The sequence below is a fragment of the Halobacillus sp. BAB-2008 genome, assembly GCF_000328325.1.
Taxonomy (GTDB): Bacteria; Bacillota; Bacilli; order Bacillales; family Halobacillaceae; genus Halobacillus.
Genome location: NZ_ANPF01000096.1, coordinates 1 through 20,287, shown reverse-complemented (window position 1 = coordinate 20,287; position 20,287 = coordinate 1). Strand labels below are relative to the sequence as shown.

Genomic DNA, 20,287 nt, shown 5'->3' with positions numbered 1-20,287 from the left:
AATGCAATTCGCTTTGGAAGATTTTTTTCATTATTTGACTGTCGAACGCGGCCTGTCCCCGAATACGATTCAATCGTATAAGCGCGACCTTACTCAATACCGTTCGTTCATGGAGGAACGGGAAGGGATGGAGAACTGGGGGCAGATTACGAGGGCGCACATCATGAAATACATGCATCATTTGAATGACCAGGACCGCTCTGCTGCCACTGTTGCCAGGTTTCTTTCTTCCATCCGTCTTTTTCATCAGTTTTTAATTAGAGAAAAAGTGACAGATCAAGATCCGAGTTTACATATTGAAACTCCAAAGAAGGAACGAAAGCTTCCAAAGGTTCTTTCTTCAGAAGATGTAGAGAAATTGCTGAACATTCATGCGAAAGACCCGCTTTCTGCGAGGAATAAGGCGATGTTTGAAATGCTCTATGCTACCGGCCTCCGCGTGACGGAGCTCGTTTCACTTAAAGTGAGTGATCTGCATTTGACGATGGGGTTTGTACGGTGTCTTGGAAAAGGATCGAAGGAAAGAATTATTCCTTTAGGTGATATGGCTAAAGAAGCTGTGGAGCATTACCTTGAAGCTGGTCGTGGATCGCTAATAAAGCAAAAAAAGACGGAAGAGCTTTTCGTGAACCATCACGGGAATGCGCTCTCCCGGCAAGGATTCTGGAAGATACTGAAAGCGGTTGCTAGGGAGATGGGTGTGAACAAGGAGCTGACTCCGCACACGCTGCGCCATTCATTTGCCACGCATTTGCTGGAAAACGGGGCAGATTTGAGGGCGGTTCAAGAGATGCTTGGACATGCGGATATTTCCACGACTCAAATTTATACGCACGTTTCGAAAACAAGATTAAAGGATGTGTACCGCTCTTATCATCCCCGTGCGTGAGATAATTTTTTTATTTTTAGTTGTCTGACATCCTACAACTTAATTTGTGGGGTAAATATTCTTGAAATTGGGAAATTAAACATTAGGAGGGATCATCAATGGATGCATTCAAGCGAGTATTTGTAATCGTAATGGATTCTGTCGGAATCGGGGAAGCTCCCGATGCCGAGAAATTTAATGATAAAGGAGCCGACACCCTCGGTCATATTGCCGAACATATGGGGGGGCTGAAAATGCCTGTGCTGGGCAGTCTCAGGCTCAGTAACATCAGAGAAATCAAAGGGATTGATCCAGTAGATCATCCAAAAGCCCACTATACGACGATGGTAGAAGCTTCTAACGGAAAAGATACGATGACCGGACACTGGGAAATCATGGGTCTGTATATCGATCAGCCGTTCCGAACATTTCCAAATGGGTTCCCGGACGAATTACTGGATCAAATCAAAGAGAAAACCGGACGTGGGATTGTCGGAAATAAACCTGCATCCGGAACGGAAATTCTCGATGAGCTCGGCGAGCATCATATGAATACAGGCGATTTGATCATCTATACGTCTGCAGACTCGGTCCTGCAGATAGCAGCTCATGAAGAAGTCATCCCACCGGAAGAGCTATATGAAATCTGTGAGTTCTGCAGAGAACTGACTAAAGATGAAAAATACATGGTGGGTCGTGTCATTGCTCGTCCATTTGTCGGTAAACCAGGTGCATTCGAAAGAACGTCTAATCGTCATGACTATGCATTGAAGCCGTTCGGCCGTACGGTAATGAATGAAATGGCAGACAACGGCCTTGATGTCATCGCGATTGGAAAGATATCAGATATATATGACGGGGAAGGGGTAACGGAAGCGATCCGCACGAAAGATAACATGGATGGGATGGATCAACTGGTAAACTCCATGGATAAGGAGTTCCAAGGCATGAGCTTTTTAAATCTGGTGGACTTTGATGCGAAATATGGTCACCGTCGTGATCCCAAAGGATACGGAGAAGCTCTGGAAGCCTACGACGCCCGTCTTCCGGAAGTGTTGGATAAAATGCGTGAGGATGACTTGTTGATCATTACGGCAGATCATGGAAACGACCCTGTTCATCACGGGACGGATCATACGAGAGAGCTCGTGCCGCTTCTTGTTTGTCATAAGGGAATTCAAGAAGGAACGGAGATTGCGCAGCGTCGTACGTTTGCTGATATTGGGGCAACGATATCTGATAATTTTTCCATTACCTTACCGGAATACGGAACTAGCTTTTTAAAAGAAATTAAATAAAGGGGAGTAGAAAACATGGTTCAAACGAAAATCAAGGAAGCATCATCATTTATACGGGAGCAGTTAACTCATCAACCGACCGTTGGACTTATTCTTGGATCGGGCTTGGGTGTTCTGGCTGACGAAATTCAAAACCCCGTCACAATCGCTTATAAGGAAATTCCACATTTTCCAGAATCGACGGTTTCCGGACATAAAGGACAACTCGTGATTGGAGAGCTTGAGGGCATTCAGGTAATCGCTATGCAGGGCCGTTTCCATTATTATGAAGGCTACAGCATGCAGCAGGTGACCTTCCCTGTCAGAGTTATGAAGGAGCTTGGCGTTGAGACGCTGTTCGTCACGAATGCGGCTGGTGGAATTAACGAAACGTTCCAACCTGGCAACTTGATGATTATTACGGACCATATCAATAATATGGGAAATAGTCCGCTGATCGGGCCGAACGATGAGGATCTTGGTCCCCGCTTCCCGGATATGTCAGAAGCTTATGACCGTGACTTAATCCAACACGCACACCAATCGGCAGAGCGCCTTAATCTTAAGGTTCAGCAGGGAGTTTACGTCGGAAATACCGGACCTGCCTATGAAACCGGTGCAGAAGTCCGCATGCTCCGTACACTTGGTGGAGATGCTGTCGGTATGTCAACGGTGCCGGAGGTAATGGTAGCGAACCATTCCGGGATGCGTGTACTAGGCATTTCCTGTATTTCTAATATGGCAGCGGGCATTCTTGACCAGCCCCTGACCCATGAAGAAGTGATCGATACGACAGCACAGGTAAGGGAAGACTTCCTCGGTTTTGTTAAAGATCTTCTTCGTGGTCTTCCGGCTTAAGAGCATTTAAACATTTGCGGTGCTCCTGCCTGTGGTGAGAGCACCGCTGATAATTCTAATTCCTAAAAAGTAAAGGGTGGATGCGAGATGCGTATGTATGATGTGATCGTTAAGAAACGCGATGGTGGAGAATTGACGAAAGAAGAAATTGAATTTTTCGTTGATGGTTATACAAAAGGCGAGATACCGGATTATCAAGCTTCTGCACTAACGATGGCTATTTATTTCCAGGGGATGACGCCGGAGGAAACAGCAACATTGACACAGGCTATGGTAAATTCAGGAGAAACGATCGATCTTTCCGCCATAGATGGCAAGAAAGTGGACAAGCATTCCACCGGTGGTGTAGGGGACAAGGTTACATTCATTGTTGGACCGCTCGTAGCATCCGTAGGGATACCGGTTGCGAAAATGTCGGGACGCGGACTGGGTCATACCGGTGGTACGCTGGATAAACTCGAATCTATAGCGGGTCTCGAAATCGAGATGACAAAAGAACGCTTTATTGAAAACGTAAACAAACATAAATTAGCAGTAGCGGGGCAAACTGGAAACCTTGCTCCTGCCGATAAAAAGCTTTATGCTCTTCGTGATGTGACAGGTACCGTGAACTCCCTTCCCCTTATTGCAGGGTCTATTATGAGTAAGAAAATCGCATCCGGTGCGGATAGTATTGTGCTCGATGTGAAAACCGGTTCCGGAGCATTCATGAAAACATTGGAAGATTCTGAGGCGCTCGCGCGTGAGATGGTGGATATCGGCAATAATCTTGGCAGACAGACAGTCGCAGTAATTAGCGATATGAACCAACCGCTTGGATTTGAAGTGGGTAATGCCAATGAAATTAAAGAAGCTGCAGAAATCCTCCAAGGTAAAAGAGTAGAAGATTTACGGGAGCTTTCCTTGGAAATCGCTTCCCATATGGCGGTTCTTGCAGAAGTATTTGCCTCCTATGAGGATGCCTATGCTGCCTTAGAGCAAAATATTGAGAACGGGAAAGCATTCCAATCCCTTCGTACCCTTGTAGAATCACAGGGGGGAGACGTTTCTATGATTGATAATCTTGATCTGCTCCCCAAAGCAAAATACGAAGTCGCGGTCGAGGCGGAGGAAGCGGGATATATCGCTGCCATTGATGCAGAGTCAATCGGTATTGCTGCCATGTACCTTGGTGCGGGGCGTGCGACCAAAGATGACGAGATTAATCATGGAGTAGGAATTACATTGAAGAAAAAATTGGTGATCCAGTAAAAGCTGGAGAGGCCCTGGTTGTTCTGTTGAGTGATGTTGAAACTCCTCAAGACTCCATTGATAAAGTGAAGGAAGCGTACACAATCGCACAAGAAAAAGTTTCTAAACCAAAGCTGATTCATAACATCATCAAGTAAAACAAATCCCGGCAGGCAGTGCCGGGATTTTATCTTTTTCAGCTTATCGTTCTTTTGTTTTCTGTAGTGAAAATCACGTTTTCTTTAATTTCCCAATCTGCAACCTTCCATATTATTTTCAACGTCTCTGCGGGGGCGTTGTTTGTATTTGTGCAGTATTTTTCCCTTATGTATAGAAGATGCTGGTAAGGGAAGAATAGGGGCACTTAAAGCCAATGGGAGGTCTTGTTTATGCGAAAATTGATTGGTACGATCGCCGCAGTTTTCTTTCTTTTGACTGTCATGCCGGGAACGGTTTCCTTTGCCGAGGAAAAAGCAGCTTCCGACATCACTCAATCAGCGAATTCCGCTGTACTTTTGGAAAAAAACAGCGGAATGCTGCTATACGATAAAAATGCGGACAAACAGCTGCCGCCTGCCAGTATGACGAAAATTATGACGCTGCTTTTGATCATGGAGGAATTAGAGACCGGTGGTATTAAACTCAACGAAAAAGTAAGAGTCAGTGAACATGCCGCCTCCATGGGGGGATCGCAGATCTTCCTTGAAGAAGGAGAAGAAATGACGGTGGAGGAAATGCTGAAAGGAATCGCTGTAGCCTCTGGAAACGATGCCAGTGTAGCGATGGCAGAAAGAATTGCCGGCAGTGAAAAGGCGTTTGTTGACCGGATGAATGAGAAAGCCAAGGATCTTGGATTAAAGAATACCCAGTTTAAGAATCCAACCGGTCTACCGGCAGAGGGTCATTACAGCACGGCACATGATATGGCTGTCATGGCAAGAGAACTGCTGCTTCATGAAGAAGTGACGAACTATACGAAAATATATGAAGATTACTTAAGAAAAGGTACAGATCAGGAATTTTGGCTTGTTAATACCAATAAATTGATCAAGTCCTATCCAGGCATGGATGGTTTGAAAACGGGTTATACATCAGAGGCCAAGTACTGCTTGACTGCATCTGCCACCAGGGACGGGATGCATATGATTGCGGTGGTCATGGGTGCTGAAAATCCAAAGAAAAGAAACGCGGATATTACAAGCCTTTTAGATTATGGTTTTGGACAGTATGAAGCTGTCAAACTCCATTCCAAGGATAAAGCAATGGACGTGGTGACGGAAACAAGAGGGAAACCGCGTCAAATTAAGCTGTATCCTGAGAAAGACGTGGTTGTATTAAAGAAAAAGAATGAAAAGAAAGCCGATTACCAGACAGAATTGAAGAAGGGCGGACAGGTCGACATTCCTATGGATAAAGGGACGCACATGGGGTGGGTAGCCGTTAAGAAAGACGGGCAGGAAGTGGCTAAAGTGCGTCTTGAAACGAAGGATCCAGTAAAGAGAGCGAGTATTCTTGAACTGTGGGAGCGTTCCTGGAGGAATTTGACGAGCTTTCAGAGGTTTTAGCATTTTTGGGCTAGTATTGTTTTCATGCAGGAAATAGAGGTGGAAAATACGAAAGTCTTAGTGTGACTCTTATATCGTATGAGGAGGGGAACCACTTGAGTCTTCGTGTACAATTTGCTGTGAATGAAAACGTATTGCTTGTTCGTCTGGATGGAGAGTTGGATCATCATGAGGCTACCCAGCTTCGAGAGAAGTGGCAGACACATTTAAAGAATCCCGGAGTCGAACATGTAATCGTCAATTTAGAGAAGTTGTCCTTTATGGACAGCTCCGGACTTGGAGTAATGCTTGGCCGTTACAAAGAGGTTCAGGCGAGAGGGAATGAAATGATGCTTTGTTCCATACGTCCTGAGGTGAAACGACTGTTCGATATGTCGGGAATGTTTAAAATCATGAAGCATGTTGAGGACGAAGCGACTGCGCTTGAGGTACTGGGGGTGGCATCATGCGAAATGAAATGACCATCGAATTCACGAGTATCAGTGCCAACGAATCTCTGGCGCGTGTATCCGTAGCAGCTTTTATCAGTCAAATAAATCCGACGATGGAAGAACTGACGGATATTAAAACGGTCGTTTCAGAAGCCGTAACCAATGCAATTATCCACGGGTATGAAGAGAAAGCGGATGAAAAAGTCCTTTTAACCTGCGCTATTGAAGGGGAAGAGATTGAATTAATCATCCAGGATCGTGGGCGCGGCATTGAGAACATCGATATGGCGAAAGAACCTTTATACACCTCAAAACCCGAGTGGGAAAGGTCGGGTATGGGTTTTACAATTATGGAGAACTTCATGGACCAAGTCGATATTACATCAGAGCCGGGGATGGGGACAACGATTCGTATGACGAAACAATTGACCTCCTCCCGTGCTCTATGTAATTGAGGGACTGCGAATGAGCGATACGACAAAGGAACGTCTGTCCGACAAAGATGTCAAAGACTTGATAAAGAAGAGTCATTCCGGGGATCATAAGGCGAGAGATTTCCTTGTCGAGAAGAACACGAGGCTCGTTTGGTCTGTCGTGCAGCGCTATTTGCGCAGGGGATATGACCAGGATGATTTATATCAAATCGGATGCATCGGACTTTTGAAATCGATCGACAAATTTGATTTGAGCTATGATGTCCGTTTCTCCACATATGCCGTACCCATGATAATCGGGGAAATCCAGCGTTTCATCAGGGATGACGGGAGTGTGAAAGTAAGTCGGAGTCTGAAAGAGCTTAATCATAAGGTGCGTGCGAAGAAAGAAGAGCTGCTCAAAGAGAACGGACGCTCTCCTACGGTTAATGAACTCGCCGATGCCCTTGGACTTACAACAGAAGAAATAGTTCAGGCAGAAGAAGTAGGGCGCTCGCCGCAGTCGATTTATGAGACGGTTTATGAGAATGAAGGAGATCCAATCACGCTTGTCGATCAAATTGCAGAAGAGGATAACAATTGGTTTGACCACCTTACCCTGCAGGATGTCATGAGCAGACTGGATAAACGTGAGCGGTTGATCATCTATCTCCGCTACTATAAAGACCAGACGCAGACGGAAGTAGCAGAACGTCTTGGAATTTCTCAGGTTCAGGTCTCGAGATTGGAAAAAAAGATCCTCGCAGACATGAAAGAAACGATGACCGATACAAGTTGAGACTGTACCCAGTGGGGTGCAGTCTTTTTTTGTTGGTCCAAACCCTCATCTCGGTGATTCTGTATGATTTCACCCAACACACACATAATAAGTGCAACAAAATCAATCCAGGGAGGCGAATGATATGACGCCGATCTATATCCGCATGAAGCAGTCGATTTATGTCCCGCCCGGTGCGGTCATCCGCCTCTCGGATATCGCGCGGGTCGTGGGTCCCGGACGTCACTTGGAAGAAGTCGAACACATGGAACTTCATCAGGTTACTAAAGAGGATCAGAATATCGTGGTGATCGACTCATTCATGGTCATCGAACAAATACTAGCCGGAAATCCGGACGTTGAGATCGAAATGATTGGACCGAGCCAGTGCGTAGTCCATGTAGAGGATCGAAAGAAAGAACCTTCACCATTATTGATCGCAGGGATCTGGATTTTGTTATTCATCGGTGCAGCGATGGCAATCATGAACTTTCACTACGATGTCAGCATGGAATCCGTTCAGCAGAAGCTTCACTTTATGTTGACAGGAGAAGAGGAAGAGCACCCGTTGTGGATCCAGGTTCCATATTCCATAGGACTGGGGGTCGGTATGATCCTCTTCTTCAACCACTGGTTCCAGAAGCGGTTTAATGAAGAACCGAGTCCAATGGAAGTGGAGATTTTCAATTATCAGGAAGACCTCGATCATTATGTGGCCATCAAAGAAAATAAGGTGGAAAAACAGGATGTGGATCATTGAAATATTGATCGGTCTAGCTGCGGGCATCGCGGTCGGGACAGGGTTCGTCGCTTTTCTGACGGTGCTTGGAATCGTTCCCCGGCTGATGCAGTTGAGCCGGTCGCAATCCAAACTCCGTGTTTACGAGACCGCTATTATCCTGGGTGTTTTCTGCGGCATCTATTTATCCTTTGGAGACGTGCCTGTCCATATGTCTCTGGTCGGAATCATAATTTGGGGTCTCTTCCATGGCATATTCATCGGGATGCTCGCTGCTGCATTGACAGAAGTGTTGAACGTATTTCCCTTGTTGTTCAAGCGCATAGGAGTAGATGGCTTTTTGTTTACGTTATTAATGGCGTTAGTGCTGGGGAAAATAGCAGGTTCCTTGTTTCAATGGATTATATTCGTTAAATGAGCATCAGGAGGTTACATCATGGAAAAGCAAACGATGAACGAGAAGAACTTTGAAAAGGTAAGTAAAACGTATCAGCCCAAACCGCCCATCGTCATGAATTGCCTCAAAGCGTTCATCGTAGGAGGGCTCATTTGTGTCTTTGGTGAGCTGATCAGCCAGATGTATGTGCATTGGTTTGACTTTAAAGAAGAGAATGCAATGAATCCCACCGCGGCGACGCTTATTCTACTCGCTGCGCTGGCGACGGGTTTTGGTGTCTATGATAAACTCGGACAATTCGCAGGAGCGGGTTCTGCCGTGCCGATTACGGGTTTCGCCAACTCCATCACTTCCGCAGCCTTGGAACATAAATCGGAAGGACTGGTGCTCGGCGTTGCTACGAACTTATTTAAGCTTGCGGGTTCCGTCATCGTCTTCGGTGTCGTTTCTGCTTACGTGCTGGGAATCATTCGTTATTTGTGGTCGATTATATTTTAGGAGGTAAACATTATGGGAAAAACAGGAAAGCAATCGTGGTCTTTCAATGATGCCGTCTACCTCCAGTCGACCGGCACATCTGTAGGACCGATGGAAGGGGAAGGCCCCCTGAAAGAAACATTCGATATTATTCATGAAGAGCTGCACTGCGGAGAAGCTAACTGGGAACTCGCAGAACGAAAACTGATGATGGAAGCTGTTCATACAGCCTTTCAGAAAGCTGGTGTCGATCAATCCGCTATCGACCTCTTCCTGGCTGGGGATCTGTTGAACCAAAACGTGACAGGAAACTATGTGGCGAGACAGCTTGGGATTCCGCTCATCGGAATGTTTGGAGCTTGCTCGACAAGTATGGAGACGCTGGCAACCGGAGCAGCTCTTGTGGAATCCGGTTATGCGAACCAAGTGCTGGCGGCCGTCAGTTCCCACAACTGTACAGCAGAAAGGCAGTTCAGGTATCCGACAGAATACGGAGGACAGAAGCCGAAAACCGCGACGTTCACTGTGACAGGCAGCGGCGCGGCCATTCTTTCCAGAGTCCCTTCGGAGGTGAAGGTGGAAGCGGCCACTATCGGGAAAGTCATGGATTACAGCATCAAGGATCCGTTCGATATGGGCTCAGCGATGGCTCCTGCTGCCTGGGATACGATTAAGACACATCTGGAAGATATGGGGAGGATGCCTTCGGATTACGACTTGATTGCGACAGGAGACCTCTCGTCTGTCGGTACTCCGATCCTTCGTGATTTAATGAAGCAGGACGGGTACGACATATCAGATGTTCATAAGGACTGCGGTAATCTCGTTTATCACAGTGACCAGCCGGTTTTTGCCGGGGGAAGCGGGTGCGCTTGTTCCGCGGTCGTTACCTACGGAAAAATTGTTCAGGATTTAAAAGCAGGTAAGTATAAGCGTGTCCTTATTGTAGCAACGGGTGCCCTCATGAATCCGATGATGATTCAGCAGAAAGAATCGATACCTGGCATCGCACATGCCGTCGTATTAGGAAAGGGGGAACCGTCATGACTTTTTTGTGGGCTTTCCTGGTGGGCGGAGGTATTTGTGTCATTGGACAAATTCTGTTTGATGTATTTAAACTGACGCCCGCACACGTTATGTCCTCTTTTGTTGTAGCAGGGGCGGTCCTCGATGCCTTCGATCTTTATGATAACTTAATTGAATTTGCCGGCGCAGGGGCGACCGTACCGATTACGAGCTTCGGGCACTCCCTCCTGCACGGGGCAATGGAGCAGACGGAGGATCACGGACTGATCGGAATTGCCATAGGAATCTTTGAACTGACATCTGCCGGGATCGCTTCTGCCATCCTGTTCGGATTCATTGTCGCTGTGTTTTTTAAGCCGAAAGGATAATGCTATAGCAAGGAGATGAAGTGATGCCTGAACAAAAAAAGACGCCGATTGTCATGAAGCTGGAGCAGAATCGCAGGATTATGAATGAGCGTGTCGGGGTGGAGCAGTCCTTTGATATCGGGTTCCGCACCCTTCACGTTTTCGATCATGAAGTAAATATCTATTACGTGACAGGTTTGTGTGAAACACCAATTATCGTGGAATTGATGCGGCAGTTGTTTGAAATAAATGAGACAGCAGACAAAAAAATGCCCATTTTTGAAAGGATTAAAAGCGATATTCCACACCAGCAGGTGGAAGAAGCCGGTGATATGGAAAAGTGTATTACGCAGCTTTTATCCGGTCTGATCGTCATTTTTATCGAAGGAGAGCCGAAAGCGTTTATTGTGGATGTTCGTTCTTATCCTGGACGGACACCGGAAGAGCCGGATACGGAGAAAGTCATACGCGGTTCTCGTGACGGATACACAGAAAATATCATAGAAAATACAGCACTGACGAGAAGGAGAATCCGGGATGAACGGCTCCGTCATGAAATCATGCAGGTCGGAGAACGAAGCAAAACGGATATCTGCCTCTCTTATTTACAAGATGTAGCCGACCCGGGTCTCGTTCAATTGATAAAGAAAGAAATTCAAAATATTGATATCGACGGGCTGACAATGGCGGACAAGACATTGGAAGAATACCTGGTTAATCAGGGAAGGAACCCGTTTCCTCTGGTGCGTTATACCGAGCGTCCGGATGTCGCTTCTGCTCATTTGTTTGAAGGGCATGTATTGATCATGGTCGACACATCCCCGAGTATGATTATCACGCCGACGACTTACTTTCACCATGTCCAGCATGCAGAGGAATTTAGACAATCACCCGCTGTTGGTACATTTGTGCGATGGGTAAGGTTCTTCGGTATTTTCTCTTCCGTTTTTTTACTTCCATTATGGATGCTGTTCGTTATGCAGCCTGATTTATTACCAGAGCCTTTATCATTCATAGGGCCGAATGAAGAAAGCGCCATTCCAATCATTTTTCAAATTTTACTCGCCGACTTAGGTTTGGAGATGCTGAGGATTGCGGCTATTCATACTCCGACGCCGTTATCGACGGCCATGGGGCTGATCGCTGCCGTATTGATTGGACAGATAGCGATCGACGTTGGGATGTTCGTGCCGGAGGTTATTTTGTACGTTGCGGTCGCCGCTATTGGCTCGTATGCGACACCGAGTTATGAGTTGTCGGTTGCGAATAAAATGGCGAGGATCACGCTGGTCATACTTGTTTCCGTCTTCGGAATAAAAGGATTATTGATTGGTTTTATGGCCTATATCCTATTGCTGGCCCATACGAAATCGCTGAACACGCCGTACCTATGGCCGTTTCTTCCTTTCAACTTAAAAGCTGCCATGCAGATTGTTTTCCGTATGAGCATGCCGACTCTCAAAGTACGCCCGAGCGTCGTTCACCCGCAAAACAACCAGCGACAAAAATAATCGTATTGCCGGTTCTTTAGCAATGTGATAAATTAAAATAAATCTGAAAATGTCCTTTGATGTCAAAGGACATTTTATTTTTAACAAACACATCCGGTATCGGACATAAAGGCGGGATACGATGAATCACGAAGTGAATAATAGAGGACATCTCATGATCGGCGGCGTGTCGGTCAAAGAGTTGGCAGATCAATACGGAACACCTCTGTACGTTTATGACGTAGGGAAAATCAGATCGAATGCACGAGCATTTGTAGAAACGTTTCGTGAGTATGATGTACCGGCTCAAGTGGCCTATGCAAGCAAAGCTTTTTCCAGTGTGGCGATGCTGCAGGTGGCAGGACAGGAAGGGTTGAGCCTGGACGTCGTTTCTGAAGGAGAACTTCATACGGCGCTTGAAGCCGGGTTCCCTGTGGGGAAAATCCATATGCATGGGAACAACAAAAGCATAAGGGAGTTGGAGATGGCTGTTGATTACGGCATCGGCTGCATCGTAGTGGACAATTTCTATGAAATGGAGCTTCTTGATGCGATATTGACAGAGAAGAATACGGAAATTGACGTACTTCTTCGCGTGACGCCGGGTATTGAAGCTCATACGCATGATTACATATTGACCGGGCAGGAAGATTCGAAGTTCGGTTTCGATCTTGGCAGCGGGCAGGCAGAACTTGCCTTCGAAAAGCTGAAGGATCACCGGAAGATACATGTCATTGGTCTGCATTGTCATATAGGTTCTCAAATATTTGAAACGAATGGTTTTGAAATGGCGACAAGGAAACTTTTTGAAACATTGGAAGAATGGAGGGAGAAGCACGGTTACGAAGCGAGTGTCCTTAATTTAGGCGGAGGCTTTGGGATTCAGTACACGAAGGAGGACCGTCCGCTGGATTTGGATCAATATGCCCATTCTTTGATCAAGGAAGTCAAACATTTATCGAAGCAGTACCAATATCCTATGCCGGAAATCTGGATCGAACCTGGTCGCGCGATTGTTGGAGAAGCAGGGACGACTATATATACGCTCGGCTCTCTTAAAGAAGTCCCTGGAGTACGGACGTATGTCTCGGTAGATGGTGGAATGACGGACAATATCCGTCCTGCTCTCTATCAGGCGAAATACGAAGCTGCTTTGGCAGAACGCATGACAGAAGACCCTGTCAAAGAATATTCAATTGCTGGGAAGTGCTGTGAGTCTGGAGATATGCTAATATGGGATGTGGCGTTGCCGGAAGTTGAGCATGGGGATAGGCTTGCAGTTTTCAGCACAGGAGCGTATGGTTATGCTATGGCAAACAATTACAACCGCTTTCAAAAGGCGGCTGTCGTGTTTGTCGAAGACGGAAAGCATCAGCTGGTCGTGCGGAGAGAAACATACCAAGAGATGACACGGCTTGATTTGTCTTACGAAAATGGAAAGGGGTAGAGAAAATGAAAAAAGCAACAATTCAATTTGAAAATGGAGAAAAAATGGTGATTGACCTATATGAAGAGGCGGCTCCAGGAACGGTAGCGAACTTCGAAAAACTTGCAAATGATGAGTTTTATGACGGTTTGACATTCCACCGTGTTATTCCTGACTTCGTTATTCAGGGCGGATGTCCGAACGGGACAGGTACAGGCGGCCCAGGCTACACGATCAAATGTGAAACAGAAGGTAATCCACACAAACACGAACGCGGATCTCTTTCAATGGCCCATGCTGGAAAAGATACGGGAGGAAGCCAATTCTTCGTTTGTCATTCCCCGCAGCCTCACCTGGACGGTCGTCATACAGTCTTTGGTAAAGTGATTGATGGTGTAGACATCGTCGACCGTGTCCGCGTCGGAGATGTAATGCAGAAGGTAAGAGTCGAAGAGAAATAATTGCAGAACCTGATATGAATTGATGATCACTGCCGTATTCCTGTTGGTTCTCCTTGTCGCTCCATTAAGTTTGTTTATTCATGAATGGGGGCATGTCTTTTTTGGTTTAGCCTTTCGCTCCGAATGCAGTACCTTGCAATTAGGACGGGGGTATCGGATTATAGATGTCCGCAGCAGGAAATTTCGTCTGGTCATTTGTCTGTTCTTTTTTCAAGGAGCATTCTCTATAAATGAAAGGGAACCCTCCTTCACAAGGCAGGAACAGGGATGGATCAGTTTCGGTGGACCTCTCTTCAACATAGGGGCGGCCGGCCTTGTCTGGCCGCTCCTTGGTATACATATTTTCTGGTCCTTACTGTTCTGGTTCAACCTTTATCTTGCTGTTGCGAATATGATCCCCTTTACCGTAAATGGCAGAAAATCAGACGGCTGCCATGTGTGGTCCAGCTTCCGCAGGCATGGGGGTTGAATATCGATGGAGAATCCTATATCCTATTACAAGAGTATGAGCTTGTAAGCTTCCTGCTTCTTAAAATGGACCGGGATAAAGGGCATTTGTTATGTTATCTGTCTTCTTTGGTCAGGGATGCTGGTAATCACCTGTTTCTGGGGCGCCATCATTCAGGGGGGCAAAGTTAGGCTATCGCTTGAAAGTAACACACGGATTTCAGCCGTTGCTAAGTACGGTAGTTCCAGGACCTTTTGTACCTCTACGGCAAAATTGGAAGTTATTTTCATAATTGAGGGGTTAATATGCTAATTCGATATAAAAAATCATTTGAAAAGATTGCCATGGGTTTACTTTCTTTCATGCCGGAAGTATCCGATGTGAAAACTCTTCAGGAAATCATTAAAGAGTACGATTCTAATCCTGATTGGAATTTGTTCTTGTGGAAAGAAGAGGACATTCTCGGTGCTGTCGGCGTACGTCTGGAGAACGATGAGGCTGTCATACAGCACGTATCTGTCAACCCTTCCCATCGAAATATGGGTATTGGAAAGCAGATGATCCGGCGCGTTCGTGCACATTACGGAGAGCAGGTGCGTGTTTGTGCAGATGCTTCTACGGAATCTTTTGTAGATAAATGTGACGAAGAGAGTGCTTCTTCCCAAATTTGAAAGGAGGTGTCCGCTGGCGGCACCTCCTTTCCGTTTGGATTCCTTAGGTTTGTTTGTTGCGGAGCTTATGTTTATAGACGAGTTGGGCATTATCCAAGTCACTGGGCGATCCGTACGCGACGCCCCAATCCAGGCACATCTGCTGCACTTCCTGTCTTAAGTAGAGATCCGTCAATGGAATATTCCAGCTGTGATAGGGCAGATCTTCCTGCAGATCCGATTTGATTCTGTTTAGATGCTCCAGGTAGGATTCTGCATCCACGCCTAATTCTTCTATCTCTGAAAGGCCGGATTCTGCTCGAAGAATACATCTTTTAATTAAGGTGTCTGCACCTTTCTTATTGTCTCTTCGATAATGATACATACAAACAGCTGTCTGTATGAAGAGGACCCATATAGAAGAGCGGTTTTTCGGGTCGACCTCTTTCCAATATTCTTCCAGTACTTCGTGGCATTCGAAGTAGTCACGGGTACCGTGAAAATGAGCAAGAAATTTTACATAAGGTGTTGGATACATAGTGGAAACCTCCGATTCTCCATTCCATTGTATAGAAACAGAGATCTGTTATGCAACTATCCCCCTGTCTCCGTCTGTTGATTCGGAGGTTTTTTTGATACGATAGGAAAGAAGTACAAACGTGAAGGAAGAATGCTATGATGAAAAGCTATCAAGTAAAAGTGGAAGGATTCGAAGGTCCACTGGATCTCCTTCTGCATTTGATCAACCGCTATGAAATTGATATTTATGACATACCAGTGTCGCAGATCACAGACCAGTATATGCATTATATTCACACGATGCAGGTGTTGGAGCTTGATCTTGCGAGTGAATACTTGGTGATGGCAGCCACCCTTCTCGCGATTAAAAGTCAAATGCTGCTGCCTAACACCGCTGTTGTCGATGATTTCGAAGAGAGTGAGATGGAAGAAGATCCGCGTGAGGATCTTATGAGACGTTTAATAGAATATCGAAAATATAAGCAGGCAGCTGAAGATCTGAAAGACAAAGAATTGGATGCAAACCGTATTTATACACGTCCTCCGCTCCGTACAGAGGATCTTTCGGAAGAGAAAGTAGAAACGGTGAAGCCTGGGGAAGCTTCCATTTATGATATGATCCAGGCGATGGGGCGTCTTTTGAACAGGAGTAAACAACCGTCATCCCAGGAAGCAAAAGTGAGGCGGGATGAAATCCCCATTCAGATGCGGATGGATGAGATTCTGACGAAGATCGAAACGCATTCTGGAGGAACCCCTTTTGACCAATTGTTCGAGAGGAGAACCAGACCGCACATTGTCGTTACCTTTATCGCGCTTCTTGAATTGATGAAAAATAATGATATTGTTTGTGTTCAGCAACAACATTTCGAAGAACTGATTGTGTTTAAGATGGAGGATGCACCATGGAGTTAGAAGAAACAAAAGCAATTATCGAAGGTCTTTTGTTCGCAGCAGGAGACGAAGGTGTGACAAAGAAAAAACTGTCCGTACTGCTGGAAGTGGACACGAAGACGGTCAACGGGATATTGGAAGAAATGAAAAAAGATTATAATGGAAAACACAGGGGCCTTACCATTATGGATTCCCAAGGGACTTTGCACTTGACAACCAAGCCGGAGCATGCCTCCTATTATAAGAAACTGTTGGATACACCAGGCTCAACAAGGCTTTCCCAAGCTGCGCTGGAAACCCTGGCTATCATCGCATACGAGCAGCCGATTACAAGAATCGAAATTGATGACCTGCGCGGTGTGAAAAGTGATAGGGCTATTCAAACGCTCGTCAATAGAGGCCTTATTGAGGAGAAGGGGCGTAAAGATGCGATCGGTCGTCCTGTCCTTTTTGGAACAACCAAGGATTTCCTGATTTATTTCGGATTGACGTCCATGGAACAGCTTCCGCCTTTAGCTGAATTGAAGCAACCCGGAGAAGCCGCAGGCAGCGGAGACCTCTTTTTTGATGAATTTCCGGAGAACCCCTTTGATGATTAATTACCGACCACCATTTTGGGTGGTCTTTTTTTATGGTTTTCCTTCTCTCTTACTACTGCATAGAAGAATATGCTTGTACTTTTTCGCATATGGTGAAGCAAACGACGTTGAATGGGAGGAACTTTTTTTGAAGAGGTGCTTATGGTTCTTCATTATCCTTTTTTTAATAGTATCCATGAATCAGGCAGGAAGTGTTCATGCAGAAGCGAACATTTCCGTATCCGCAGAGCGTGCCGTGTTGATGGATGCTGATTCTGGACGTGTCCTTTATGAAAAAAATGCATACGACCCGACGTTGATTGCAAGTACGACAAAAATTTTAACAGCGATTATTGCTATTGAAGCGGCAGACATCGAAGAAAAAGTTACGGTAAGTAAAAGAGCTGTTTATACCGAAGGATCTTCCATCTATCTAACAGAGAAAGAGAAAATCCCGTTGAAGGACCTTATTTACGGTCTTATGCTCCGTTCGGGGAATGATTCTGCCGTTGCTATTGCGGAACACGTTGGTGGCAGTGTTGAGGGTTTTGTGCAAATGATGAACGAAAAGGCGCTGTGGTTGGGTATGAATGACAGTCACTTCGAGAATCCCCATGGATTGGATGGGGAGACGCATTATTCCACCGCCTATGATCTTGCTCTTTTAATGTCTTACGCCATGAAGAATGAAACGTTCAAAGAGGTGACAGGTAGTGAGATGTATCGGTCGAAGAACAGAGATTATGCGTGGATGAATAAAAATAAGTTGTTAACCCAGTATTATGACCCGACAAACGGAGGGAAGACCGGATATACAAAAAAGGCGGGTCGGACGTTGGTTTCCAGTGCCGAAAAGGACGGCATGCAGCTGATCGCTGTCACCCTTCAAGCCTCGGATGACTGGAATGATCATGAACGGATGTATGAATGGGGATTTGAAAACTTTGAATCTGTCACTCTTCAGAAAGAAGGGACGGTTGAAGTTGGCGGGACATCTTTTTACATACCCCGTGATCTTGTTGTTCCTCTGACGTTGAATGAAAAAGAAGACGTGGAAGCTGTCTTTTACCGATATCAGAATGAGGATGCATCGTCTAATATGGCAGGTGTGACAACATTTAAAGTAGGAAACGAACCAGTAGCAGACATTCCTGTTTACAAGGAAAAGCCAAAGGAGGGCTTTTTCAAGGAGCTGAAAGGTTTCATGGACCGTATGATGGGGGTGGCGCCATGGTCAACGTAATCTGGGCCATGCTTGCCGTTACAGGTATCATCTATGCTGCTTTTGCTGGTACGATGGATCAGGTGAATCAGGCAATCTTCGCAACGCTTGATGAAGCAGTGATGATTACGCTTAGCCTTACCGGTGTGCTGGTCTTTTGGCTTGGATTGATGAAGATAGCGGAGACAGCCGGGCTGTTGGCAGGGCTCTCGAAGCTGTTCCGACCGATAGTACGACGGTTATTTCCTGACATTCCGGACGGTCATCCCGCATTCGGATACATCCTCTCGAATATGACAGCGAACATGTTCGGACTGGGTAATGCTGCAACACCGATGGGGCTGAAAGCGATGAAAGAATTGAAGGAACTATCCGGTTCCGATGAAGCCAGCAGATCGATGATCACTTTCCTTGCCATCAACACGTCCTCTTTGACACTTGTACCGACGACAGTGATCGCGATTCGGATGAAATACGGTTCCGTTGATCCAACTGCCATTATAGGAGCTACAATATTAGCGACGCTTGTATCCACCTGCGCCGCTTTAGTCATCGATCGGTATTTCCATTACCGTAGGAAGAGATCGGTCCGATTATGAGTATCTGGCTGATTCCGGCAATCATTCTTATTGTATTGGTGACAGCAACGATAAAGAAAGTTCCATCCTACGAAGTATTTGTAGAAGGCAGTAAGGAAGGGATTCACATTGCCCTTTCCCTCCTTCCGTTTTTGTTGGGAATGATGGTTTCCATAGCCATTTTCCAGGCATCAGGGGCAATGGGGGCGATCGGCAGCCTGTTTGAACCGCTCCTTTCCGCAATCGGAGCCCCGGAGGAAATATTACCATTAGCTTTGATCCGTCCGATATCCGGAACTGCTGCCTTAAGCATGACGACAGAGTTGATTCGGACGCACGGTCCGGATTCCTTTATCGGGTACCTTGCCTCTGTCATGCAGGGAAGTACGGATACGACTCTATATATCCTTACCGTCTACTTCGGAGCTGTAGGAATCAGGAAGATGGGGGACGCTCTGAAAGTCGGTCTTCTGGCAGATCTTGTAGGTATTGCGGCTTCCATTGTTATCGTAATCATTCTATTTCAAGGATAGGATGATTTTTTTGTTCAAATATACCAATAATGTGTATAATGAAGAGGAATCATCGAGCCTCGCTTTAGAAAAGCGTGGCTTCGTGCTATGGATTTTAAAGAAAAACGAGTATAAGAAAGTTGGTGACGGTCGTATGGCAGAAATGGAACGACTACAGAAAGTGATCGCTCACGCAGGGATTGCATCAAGAAGGAAAGCTGAGAAATTGATCGCCGATGGAAAAGTAACGGTCAATGGTGAAGTGGTGACAGAACTCGGCACGAAGGTAAGCAGGAATGATGATGTCGAGGTGAACGGTGTACCGATTGACAAAGAAGAGCCTGTTTATTATCTCCTATATAAACCGAGGGGTGTCATCTCCAGTGTAAGTGACGATAAAGGGAGAAAGGTCGTAACGGATTACCTGCCGGAAGTGACGGAACGTATTTTTCCTATCGGCCGCCTGGACTATGATACATCCGGATTGATTCTACTTACGAACGATGGTGATTTTGCAAATTTGCTTATGCACCCGAAACATGAAGTGGACAAAGTGTATATCGCAAAGACGAAGGGCGTTCCGACAAGAGAACAGCTCCAGCAGTTGAAAAGAGGAATGAAGGTAGACGGCGATTACTTGAAGGCCGTACACGCCAAAGTTCAATCCACGGACTCCAGAAAGAACACGGCAATTGTCCAAATCATCCTTCATGAAGGGAAGAACCGCCAAGTGCGCCGGATGTTCGAAGCCATTGGTTTTCCTGTGGACAAGTTGAAGAGAGAAAGATACGGCTCGCTCGACTTGCGTGGAATGAATGCAGGGGATTACCGGCCGCTGAAGCCTCATGAAGTGAAACAGCTGAGACAGCTGGCGGAAAAAAATGTTGAATAACGTTCAAATTTAAAATTTCCATTCAATGGTATAATAATCTGGGGGTGGATAAAGTGAAGGAAAAGACATTGGCCAAGAAAAAAAAGCGCTTACTCTTTCGTTCGTTTATGCTGTTGGTCATGGCTGGTCTTGTCGTCTTTGCCATCTTTGCAAATGGGAAGGAAGATAAGGAAGTTATCGCCAAGGGGGAAGAGGCGCCTGATTTTCAATT

General features: G+C 46.0%; 24 protein-coding genes and 1 pseudogene. 24 read left to right on the top strand and 1 reads right to left on the bottom strand.

Going from position 1 to position 20,287, the window contains the following annotated elements; all coding sequences use genetic code 11:
• Position 1 precedes the first annotated feature (1 nt).
• From xerD to D479_RS18515, 18 genes and pseudogenes are all read left to right on the top strand, one after another.
• Positions 2-889, top strand: a complete 888-nt coding sequence (xerD, locus tag D479_RS18600) for a site-specific tyrosine recombinase XerD (protein ID WP_008640155.1) — start codon at positions 2-4, stop codon at positions 887-889.
• A 98-nt stretch (positions 890-987) separates the two neighbouring features.
• Positions 988-2,166, top strand: coding sequence for a phosphopentomutase (gene deoB / locus D479_RS18595; protein WP_008640154.1), 1,179 nt, complete (start codon positions 988-990; stop codon positions 2,164-2,166).
• Between the two features lie 15 nt (positions 2,167-2,181).
• Positions 2,182-3,003 carry a purine-nucleoside phosphorylase gene (locus D479_RS18590; protein WP_008640153.1) on the top strand — a complete coding sequence of 274 codons (822 nt, stop codon included), beginning with the start codon at positions 2,182-2,184 and terminating at the stop codon, positions 3,001-3,003.
• Between the two features lie 87 nt (positions 3,004-3,090).
• Positions 3,091-4,391: pseudogene (locus tag D479_RS18585) on the top strand (pyrimidine-nucleoside phosphorylase).
• 231 nt (positions 4,392-4,622) lie between these two features.
• Complete coding sequence (locus D479_RS18580) at positions 4,623-5,798, top strand: D-alanyl-D-alanine carboxypeptidase family protein (RefSeq protein WP_008640151.1); 1,176 nt, start codon at positions 4,623-4,625, stop codon at positions 5,796-5,798.
• A 95-nt stretch (positions 5,799-5,893) separates the two neighbouring features.
• A complete protein-coding gene (gene spoIIAA / locus D479_RS18575) occupies positions 5,894-6,259 on the top strand; it encodes an anti-sigma F factor antagonist (RefSeq protein ID WP_008640150.1) in 366 nt (121 codons plus the stop codon).
• A complete protein-coding gene (spoIIAB, locus tag D479_RS18570; RefSeq protein WP_008640148.1) occupies positions 6,244-6,684 on the top strand; it encodes an anti-sigma F factor in 441 nt (146 codons plus the stop codon). The genes spoIIAA and spoIIAB overlap by 16 nt, the downstream gene beginning before the upstream one ends.
• A 10-nt stretch (positions 6,685-6,694) precedes the next feature.
• Positions 6,695-7,441 carry an RNA polymerase sporulation sigma factor SigF gene (gene sigF / locus D479_RS18565; RefSeq protein WP_008640140.1) on the top strand — a complete coding sequence of 249 codons (747 nt, stop codon included), beginning with the start codon at positions 6,695-6,697 and terminating at the stop codon, positions 7,439-7,441.
• Between the two features lie 124 nt (positions 7,442-7,565).
• Positions 7,566-8,180, top strand: a complete 615-nt coding sequence (locus D479_RS18560) for a stage V sporulation protein AA (RefSeq protein ID WP_008640138.1) — start codon at positions 7,566-7,568, stop codon at positions 8,178-8,180.
• Positions 8,167-8,577 carry a stage V sporulation protein AB gene (locus D479_RS18555; protein ID WP_008640131.1) on the top strand — a complete coding sequence of 137 codons (411 nt, stop codon included), beginning with the start codon at positions 8,167-8,169 and terminating at the stop codon, positions 8,575-8,577. Before D479_RS18560 ends, D479_RS18555 begins: the two co-directional genes overlap by 14 nt.
• 18 nt (positions 8,578-8,595) lie before the next feature.
• Complete coding sequence (gene spoVAC / locus D479_RS18550; protein WP_008640130.1) at positions 8,596-9,054, top strand: stage V sporulation protein AC; 459 nt, start codon at positions 8,596-8,598, stop codon at positions 9,052-9,054.
• Between the two features lie 12 nt (positions 9,055-9,066).
• Positions 9,067-10,080, top strand: coding sequence for a stage V sporulation protein AD (gene spoVAD / locus D479_RS18545; protein ID WP_008640129.1), 1,014 nt, complete (start codon positions 9,067-9,069; stop codon positions 10,078-10,080).
• Complete coding sequence (gene spoVAE, locus D479_RS18540; protein WP_008640128.1) at positions 10,077-10,427, top strand: stage V sporulation protein AE; 351 nt, start codon at positions 10,077-10,079, stop codon at positions 10,425-10,427. The genes spoVAD and spoVAE overlap by 4 nt, the downstream gene beginning before the upstream one ends.
• A gap of 23 nt (positions 10,428-10,450) precedes the next feature.
• On the top strand, positions 10,451-11,917 hold the full coding sequence (locus tag D479_RS18535) for a spore germination protein (RefSeq protein WP_008640127.1): 1,467 nt from the start codon (positions 10,451-10,453) through the stop codon (positions 11,915-11,917).
• A gap of 121 nt (positions 11,918-12,038) precedes the next feature.
• Positions 12,039-13,343, top strand: coding sequence for a diaminopimelate decarboxylase (gene lysA / locus D479_RS18530; protein ID WP_026577323.1), 1,305 nt, complete (start codon positions 12,039-12,041; stop codon positions 13,341-13,343).
• Positions 13,344-13,348: 5 nt separating this feature from the next.
• Positions 13,349-13,783 carry a peptidylprolyl isomerase gene (locus D479_RS18525; protein WP_008640120.1) on the top strand — a complete coding sequence of 145 codons (435 nt, stop codon included), beginning with the start codon at positions 13,349-13,351 and terminating at the stop codon, positions 13,781-13,783.
• 22 nt (positions 13,784-13,805) lie between these two features.
• Complete coding sequence (locus tag D479_RS18520) at positions 13,806-14,252, top strand: site-2 protease family protein (protein ID WP_039871831.1); 447 nt, start codon at positions 13,806-13,808, stop codon at positions 14,250-14,252.
• A gap of 284 nt (positions 14,253-14,536) precedes the next feature.
• Positions 14,537-14,902 carry a GNAT family N-acetyltransferase gene (locus tag D479_RS18515; RefSeq protein WP_008640114.1) on the top strand — a complete coding sequence of 122 codons (366 nt, stop codon included), beginning with the start codon at positions 14,537-14,539 and terminating at the stop codon, positions 14,900-14,902.
• 43 nt (positions 14,903-14,945) lie between these two features.
• Here the strand turns inward: D479_RS18515 and D479_RS18510 are convergent, their stop codons facing one another.
• Positions 14,946-15,419: a DUF309 domain-containing protein gene (locus D479_RS18510; RefSeq protein WP_008640112.1), complete on the bottom strand. Its 474-nt coding sequence runs from the start codon at positions 15,417-15,419 to the stop codon at positions 14,946-14,948.
• A 137-nt stretch (positions 15,420-15,556) separates the two neighbouring features.
• Between D479_RS18510 and D479_RS18505 the strand changes: the two genes are divergently transcribed.
• The 6 genes from D479_RS18505 to D479_RS18480 all read left to right on the top strand — a co-directional run bounded on the left by D479_RS18505 (position 15,557) and on the right by D479_RS18480 (position 20,076).
• A complete protein-coding gene (locus D479_RS18505) occupies positions 15,557-16,315 on the top strand; it encodes a segregation/condensation protein A (RefSeq protein WP_026577327.1) in 759 nt (252 codons plus the stop codon).
• Positions 16,306-16,893: an SMC-Scp complex subunit ScpB gene (gene scpB / locus D479_RS18500; RefSeq protein WP_008640108.1), complete on the top strand. Its 588-nt coding sequence runs from the start codon at positions 16,306-16,308 to the stop codon at positions 16,891-16,893. Before D479_RS18505 ends, scpB begins: the two co-directional genes overlap by 10 nt.
• A 175-nt stretch (positions 16,894-17,068) precedes the next feature.
• Positions 17,069-18,115 carry a D-alanyl-D-alanine carboxypeptidase family protein gene (locus D479_RS18495; RefSeq protein ID WP_051989413.1) on the top strand — a complete coding sequence of 349 codons (1,047 nt, stop codon included), beginning with the start codon at positions 17,069-17,071 and terminating at the stop codon, positions 18,113-18,115.
• Positions 18,103-18,693: a nucleoside recognition domain-containing protein gene (locus D479_RS18490; protein ID WP_008640105.1), complete on the top strand. Its 591-nt coding sequence runs from the start codon at positions 18,103-18,105 to the stop codon at positions 18,691-18,693. Before D479_RS18495 ends, D479_RS18490 begins: the two co-directional genes overlap by 13 nt.
• Complete coding sequence (locus D479_RS18485; RefSeq protein ID WP_008640103.1) at positions 18,690-19,205, top strand: spore maturation protein; 516 nt, start codon at positions 18,690-18,692, stop codon at positions 19,203-19,205. The genes D479_RS18490 and D479_RS18485 overlap by 4 nt, the downstream gene beginning before the upstream one ends.
• Before the next feature lie 142 nt (positions 19,206-19,347).
• Positions 19,348-20,076, top strand: coding sequence for a pseudouridine synthase (locus tag D479_RS18480; RefSeq protein ID WP_026577330.1), 729 nt, complete (start codon positions 19,348-19,350; stop codon positions 20,074-20,076).
• The last annotated feature ends 211 nt before the right edge of the window (positions 20,077-20,287 follow it).

What these genes read in the sequence shown, in the direction of transcription:
- xerD (WP_008640155.1), top strand. Translation starts at nt 2, where the DNA reads ATGCAATTCGCTTTGGAAGATTTTTTTCATTATTTGACTGTCGAACGC.
- deoB (WP_008640154.1), top strand. Translation starts at nt 988, where the DNA reads ATGGATGCATTCAAGCGAGTATTTGTAATCGTAATGGATTCTGTCGGA.
- D479_RS18590 (WP_008640153.1), top strand. Translation starts at nt 2,182, where the DNA reads ATGGTTCAAACGAAAATCAAGGAAGCATCATCATTTATACGGGAGCAG.
- D479_RS18580 (WP_008640151.1), top strand. Translation starts at nt 4,623, where the DNA reads ATGCGAAAATTGATTGGTACGATCGCCGCAGTTTTCTTTCTTTTGACT.
- spoIIAB (WP_008640148.1), top strand. Translation starts at nt 6,244, where the DNA reads ATGCGAAATGAAATGACCATCGAATTCACGAGTATCAGTGCCAACGAA.
- sigF (WP_008640140.1), top strand. Translation starts at nt 6,695, where the DNA reads ATGAGCGATACGACAAAGGAACGTCTGTCCGACAAAGATGTCAAAGAC.
- D479_RS18560 (WP_008640138.1), top strand. Translation starts at nt 7,566, where the DNA reads ATGACGCCGATCTATATCCGCATGAAGCAGTCGATTTATGTCCCGCCC.
- D479_RS18555 (WP_008640131.1), top strand. Translation starts at nt 8,167, where the DNA reads ATGTGGATCATTGAAATATTGATCGGTCTAGCTGCGGGCATCGCGGTC.
- spoVAC (WP_008640130.1), top strand. Translation starts at nt 8,596, where the DNA reads ATGGAAAAGCAAACGATGAACGAGAAGAACTTTGAAAAGGTAAGTAAA.
- spoVAD (WP_008640129.1), top strand. Translation starts at nt 9,067, where the DNA reads ATGGGAAAAACAGGAAAGCAATCGTGGTCTTTCAATGATGCCGTCTAC.
- spoVAE (WP_008640128.1), top strand. Translation starts at nt 10,077, where the DNA reads ATGACTTTTTTGTGGGCTTTCCTGGTGGGCGGAGGTATTTGTGTCATT.
- D479_RS18535 (WP_008640127.1), top strand. Translation starts at nt 10,451, where the DNA reads ATGCCTGAACAAAAAAAGACGCCGATTGTCATGAAGCTGGAGCAGAAT.
- lysA (WP_026577323.1), top strand. Translation starts at nt 12,039, where the DNA reads ATGAATCACGAAGTGAATAATAGAGGACATCTCATGATCGGCGGCGTG.
- D479_RS18525 (WP_008640120.1), top strand. Translation starts at nt 13,349, where the DNA reads ATGAAAAAAGCAACAATTCAATTTGAAAATGGAGAAAAAATGGTGATT.
- D479_RS18520 (WP_039871831.1), top strand. Translation starts at nt 13,806, where the DNA reads ATGATCACTGCCGTATTCCTGTTGGTTCTCCTTGTCGCTCCATTAAGT.
- D479_RS18515 (WP_008640114.1), top strand. Translation starts at nt 14,537, where the DNA reads ATGCTAATTCGATATAAAAAATCATTTGAAAAGATTGCCATGGGTTTA.
- D479_RS18510 (WP_008640112.1), bottom strand. Translation starts at nt 15,419, where the DNA reads ATGTATCCAACACCTTATGTAAAATTTCTTGCTCATTTTCACGGTACC.
- D479_RS18505 (WP_026577327.1), top strand. Translation starts at nt 15,557, where the DNA reads ATGATGAAAAGCTATCAAGTAAAAGTGGAAGGATTCGAAGGTCCACTG.
- scpB (WP_008640108.1), top strand. Translation starts at nt 16,306, where the DNA reads ATGGAGTTAGAAGAAACAAAAGCAATTATCGAAGGTCTTTTGTTCGCA.
- D479_RS18495 (WP_051989413.1), top strand. Translation starts at nt 17,069, where the DNA reads ATGAATCAGGCAGGAAGTGTTCATGCAGAAGCGAACATTTCCGTATCC.
- D479_RS18490 (WP_008640105.1), top strand. Translation starts at nt 18,103, where the DNA reads ATGGTCAACGTAATCTGGGCCATGCTTGCCGTTACAGGTATCATCTAT.
- D479_RS18485 (WP_008640103.1), top strand. Translation starts at nt 18,690, where the DNA reads ATGAGTATCTGGCTGATTCCGGCAATCATTCTTATTGTATTGGTGACA.
- D479_RS18480 (WP_026577330.1), top strand. Translation starts at nt 19,348, where the DNA reads ATGGAACGACTACAGAAAGTGATCGCTCACGCAGGGATTGCATCAAGA.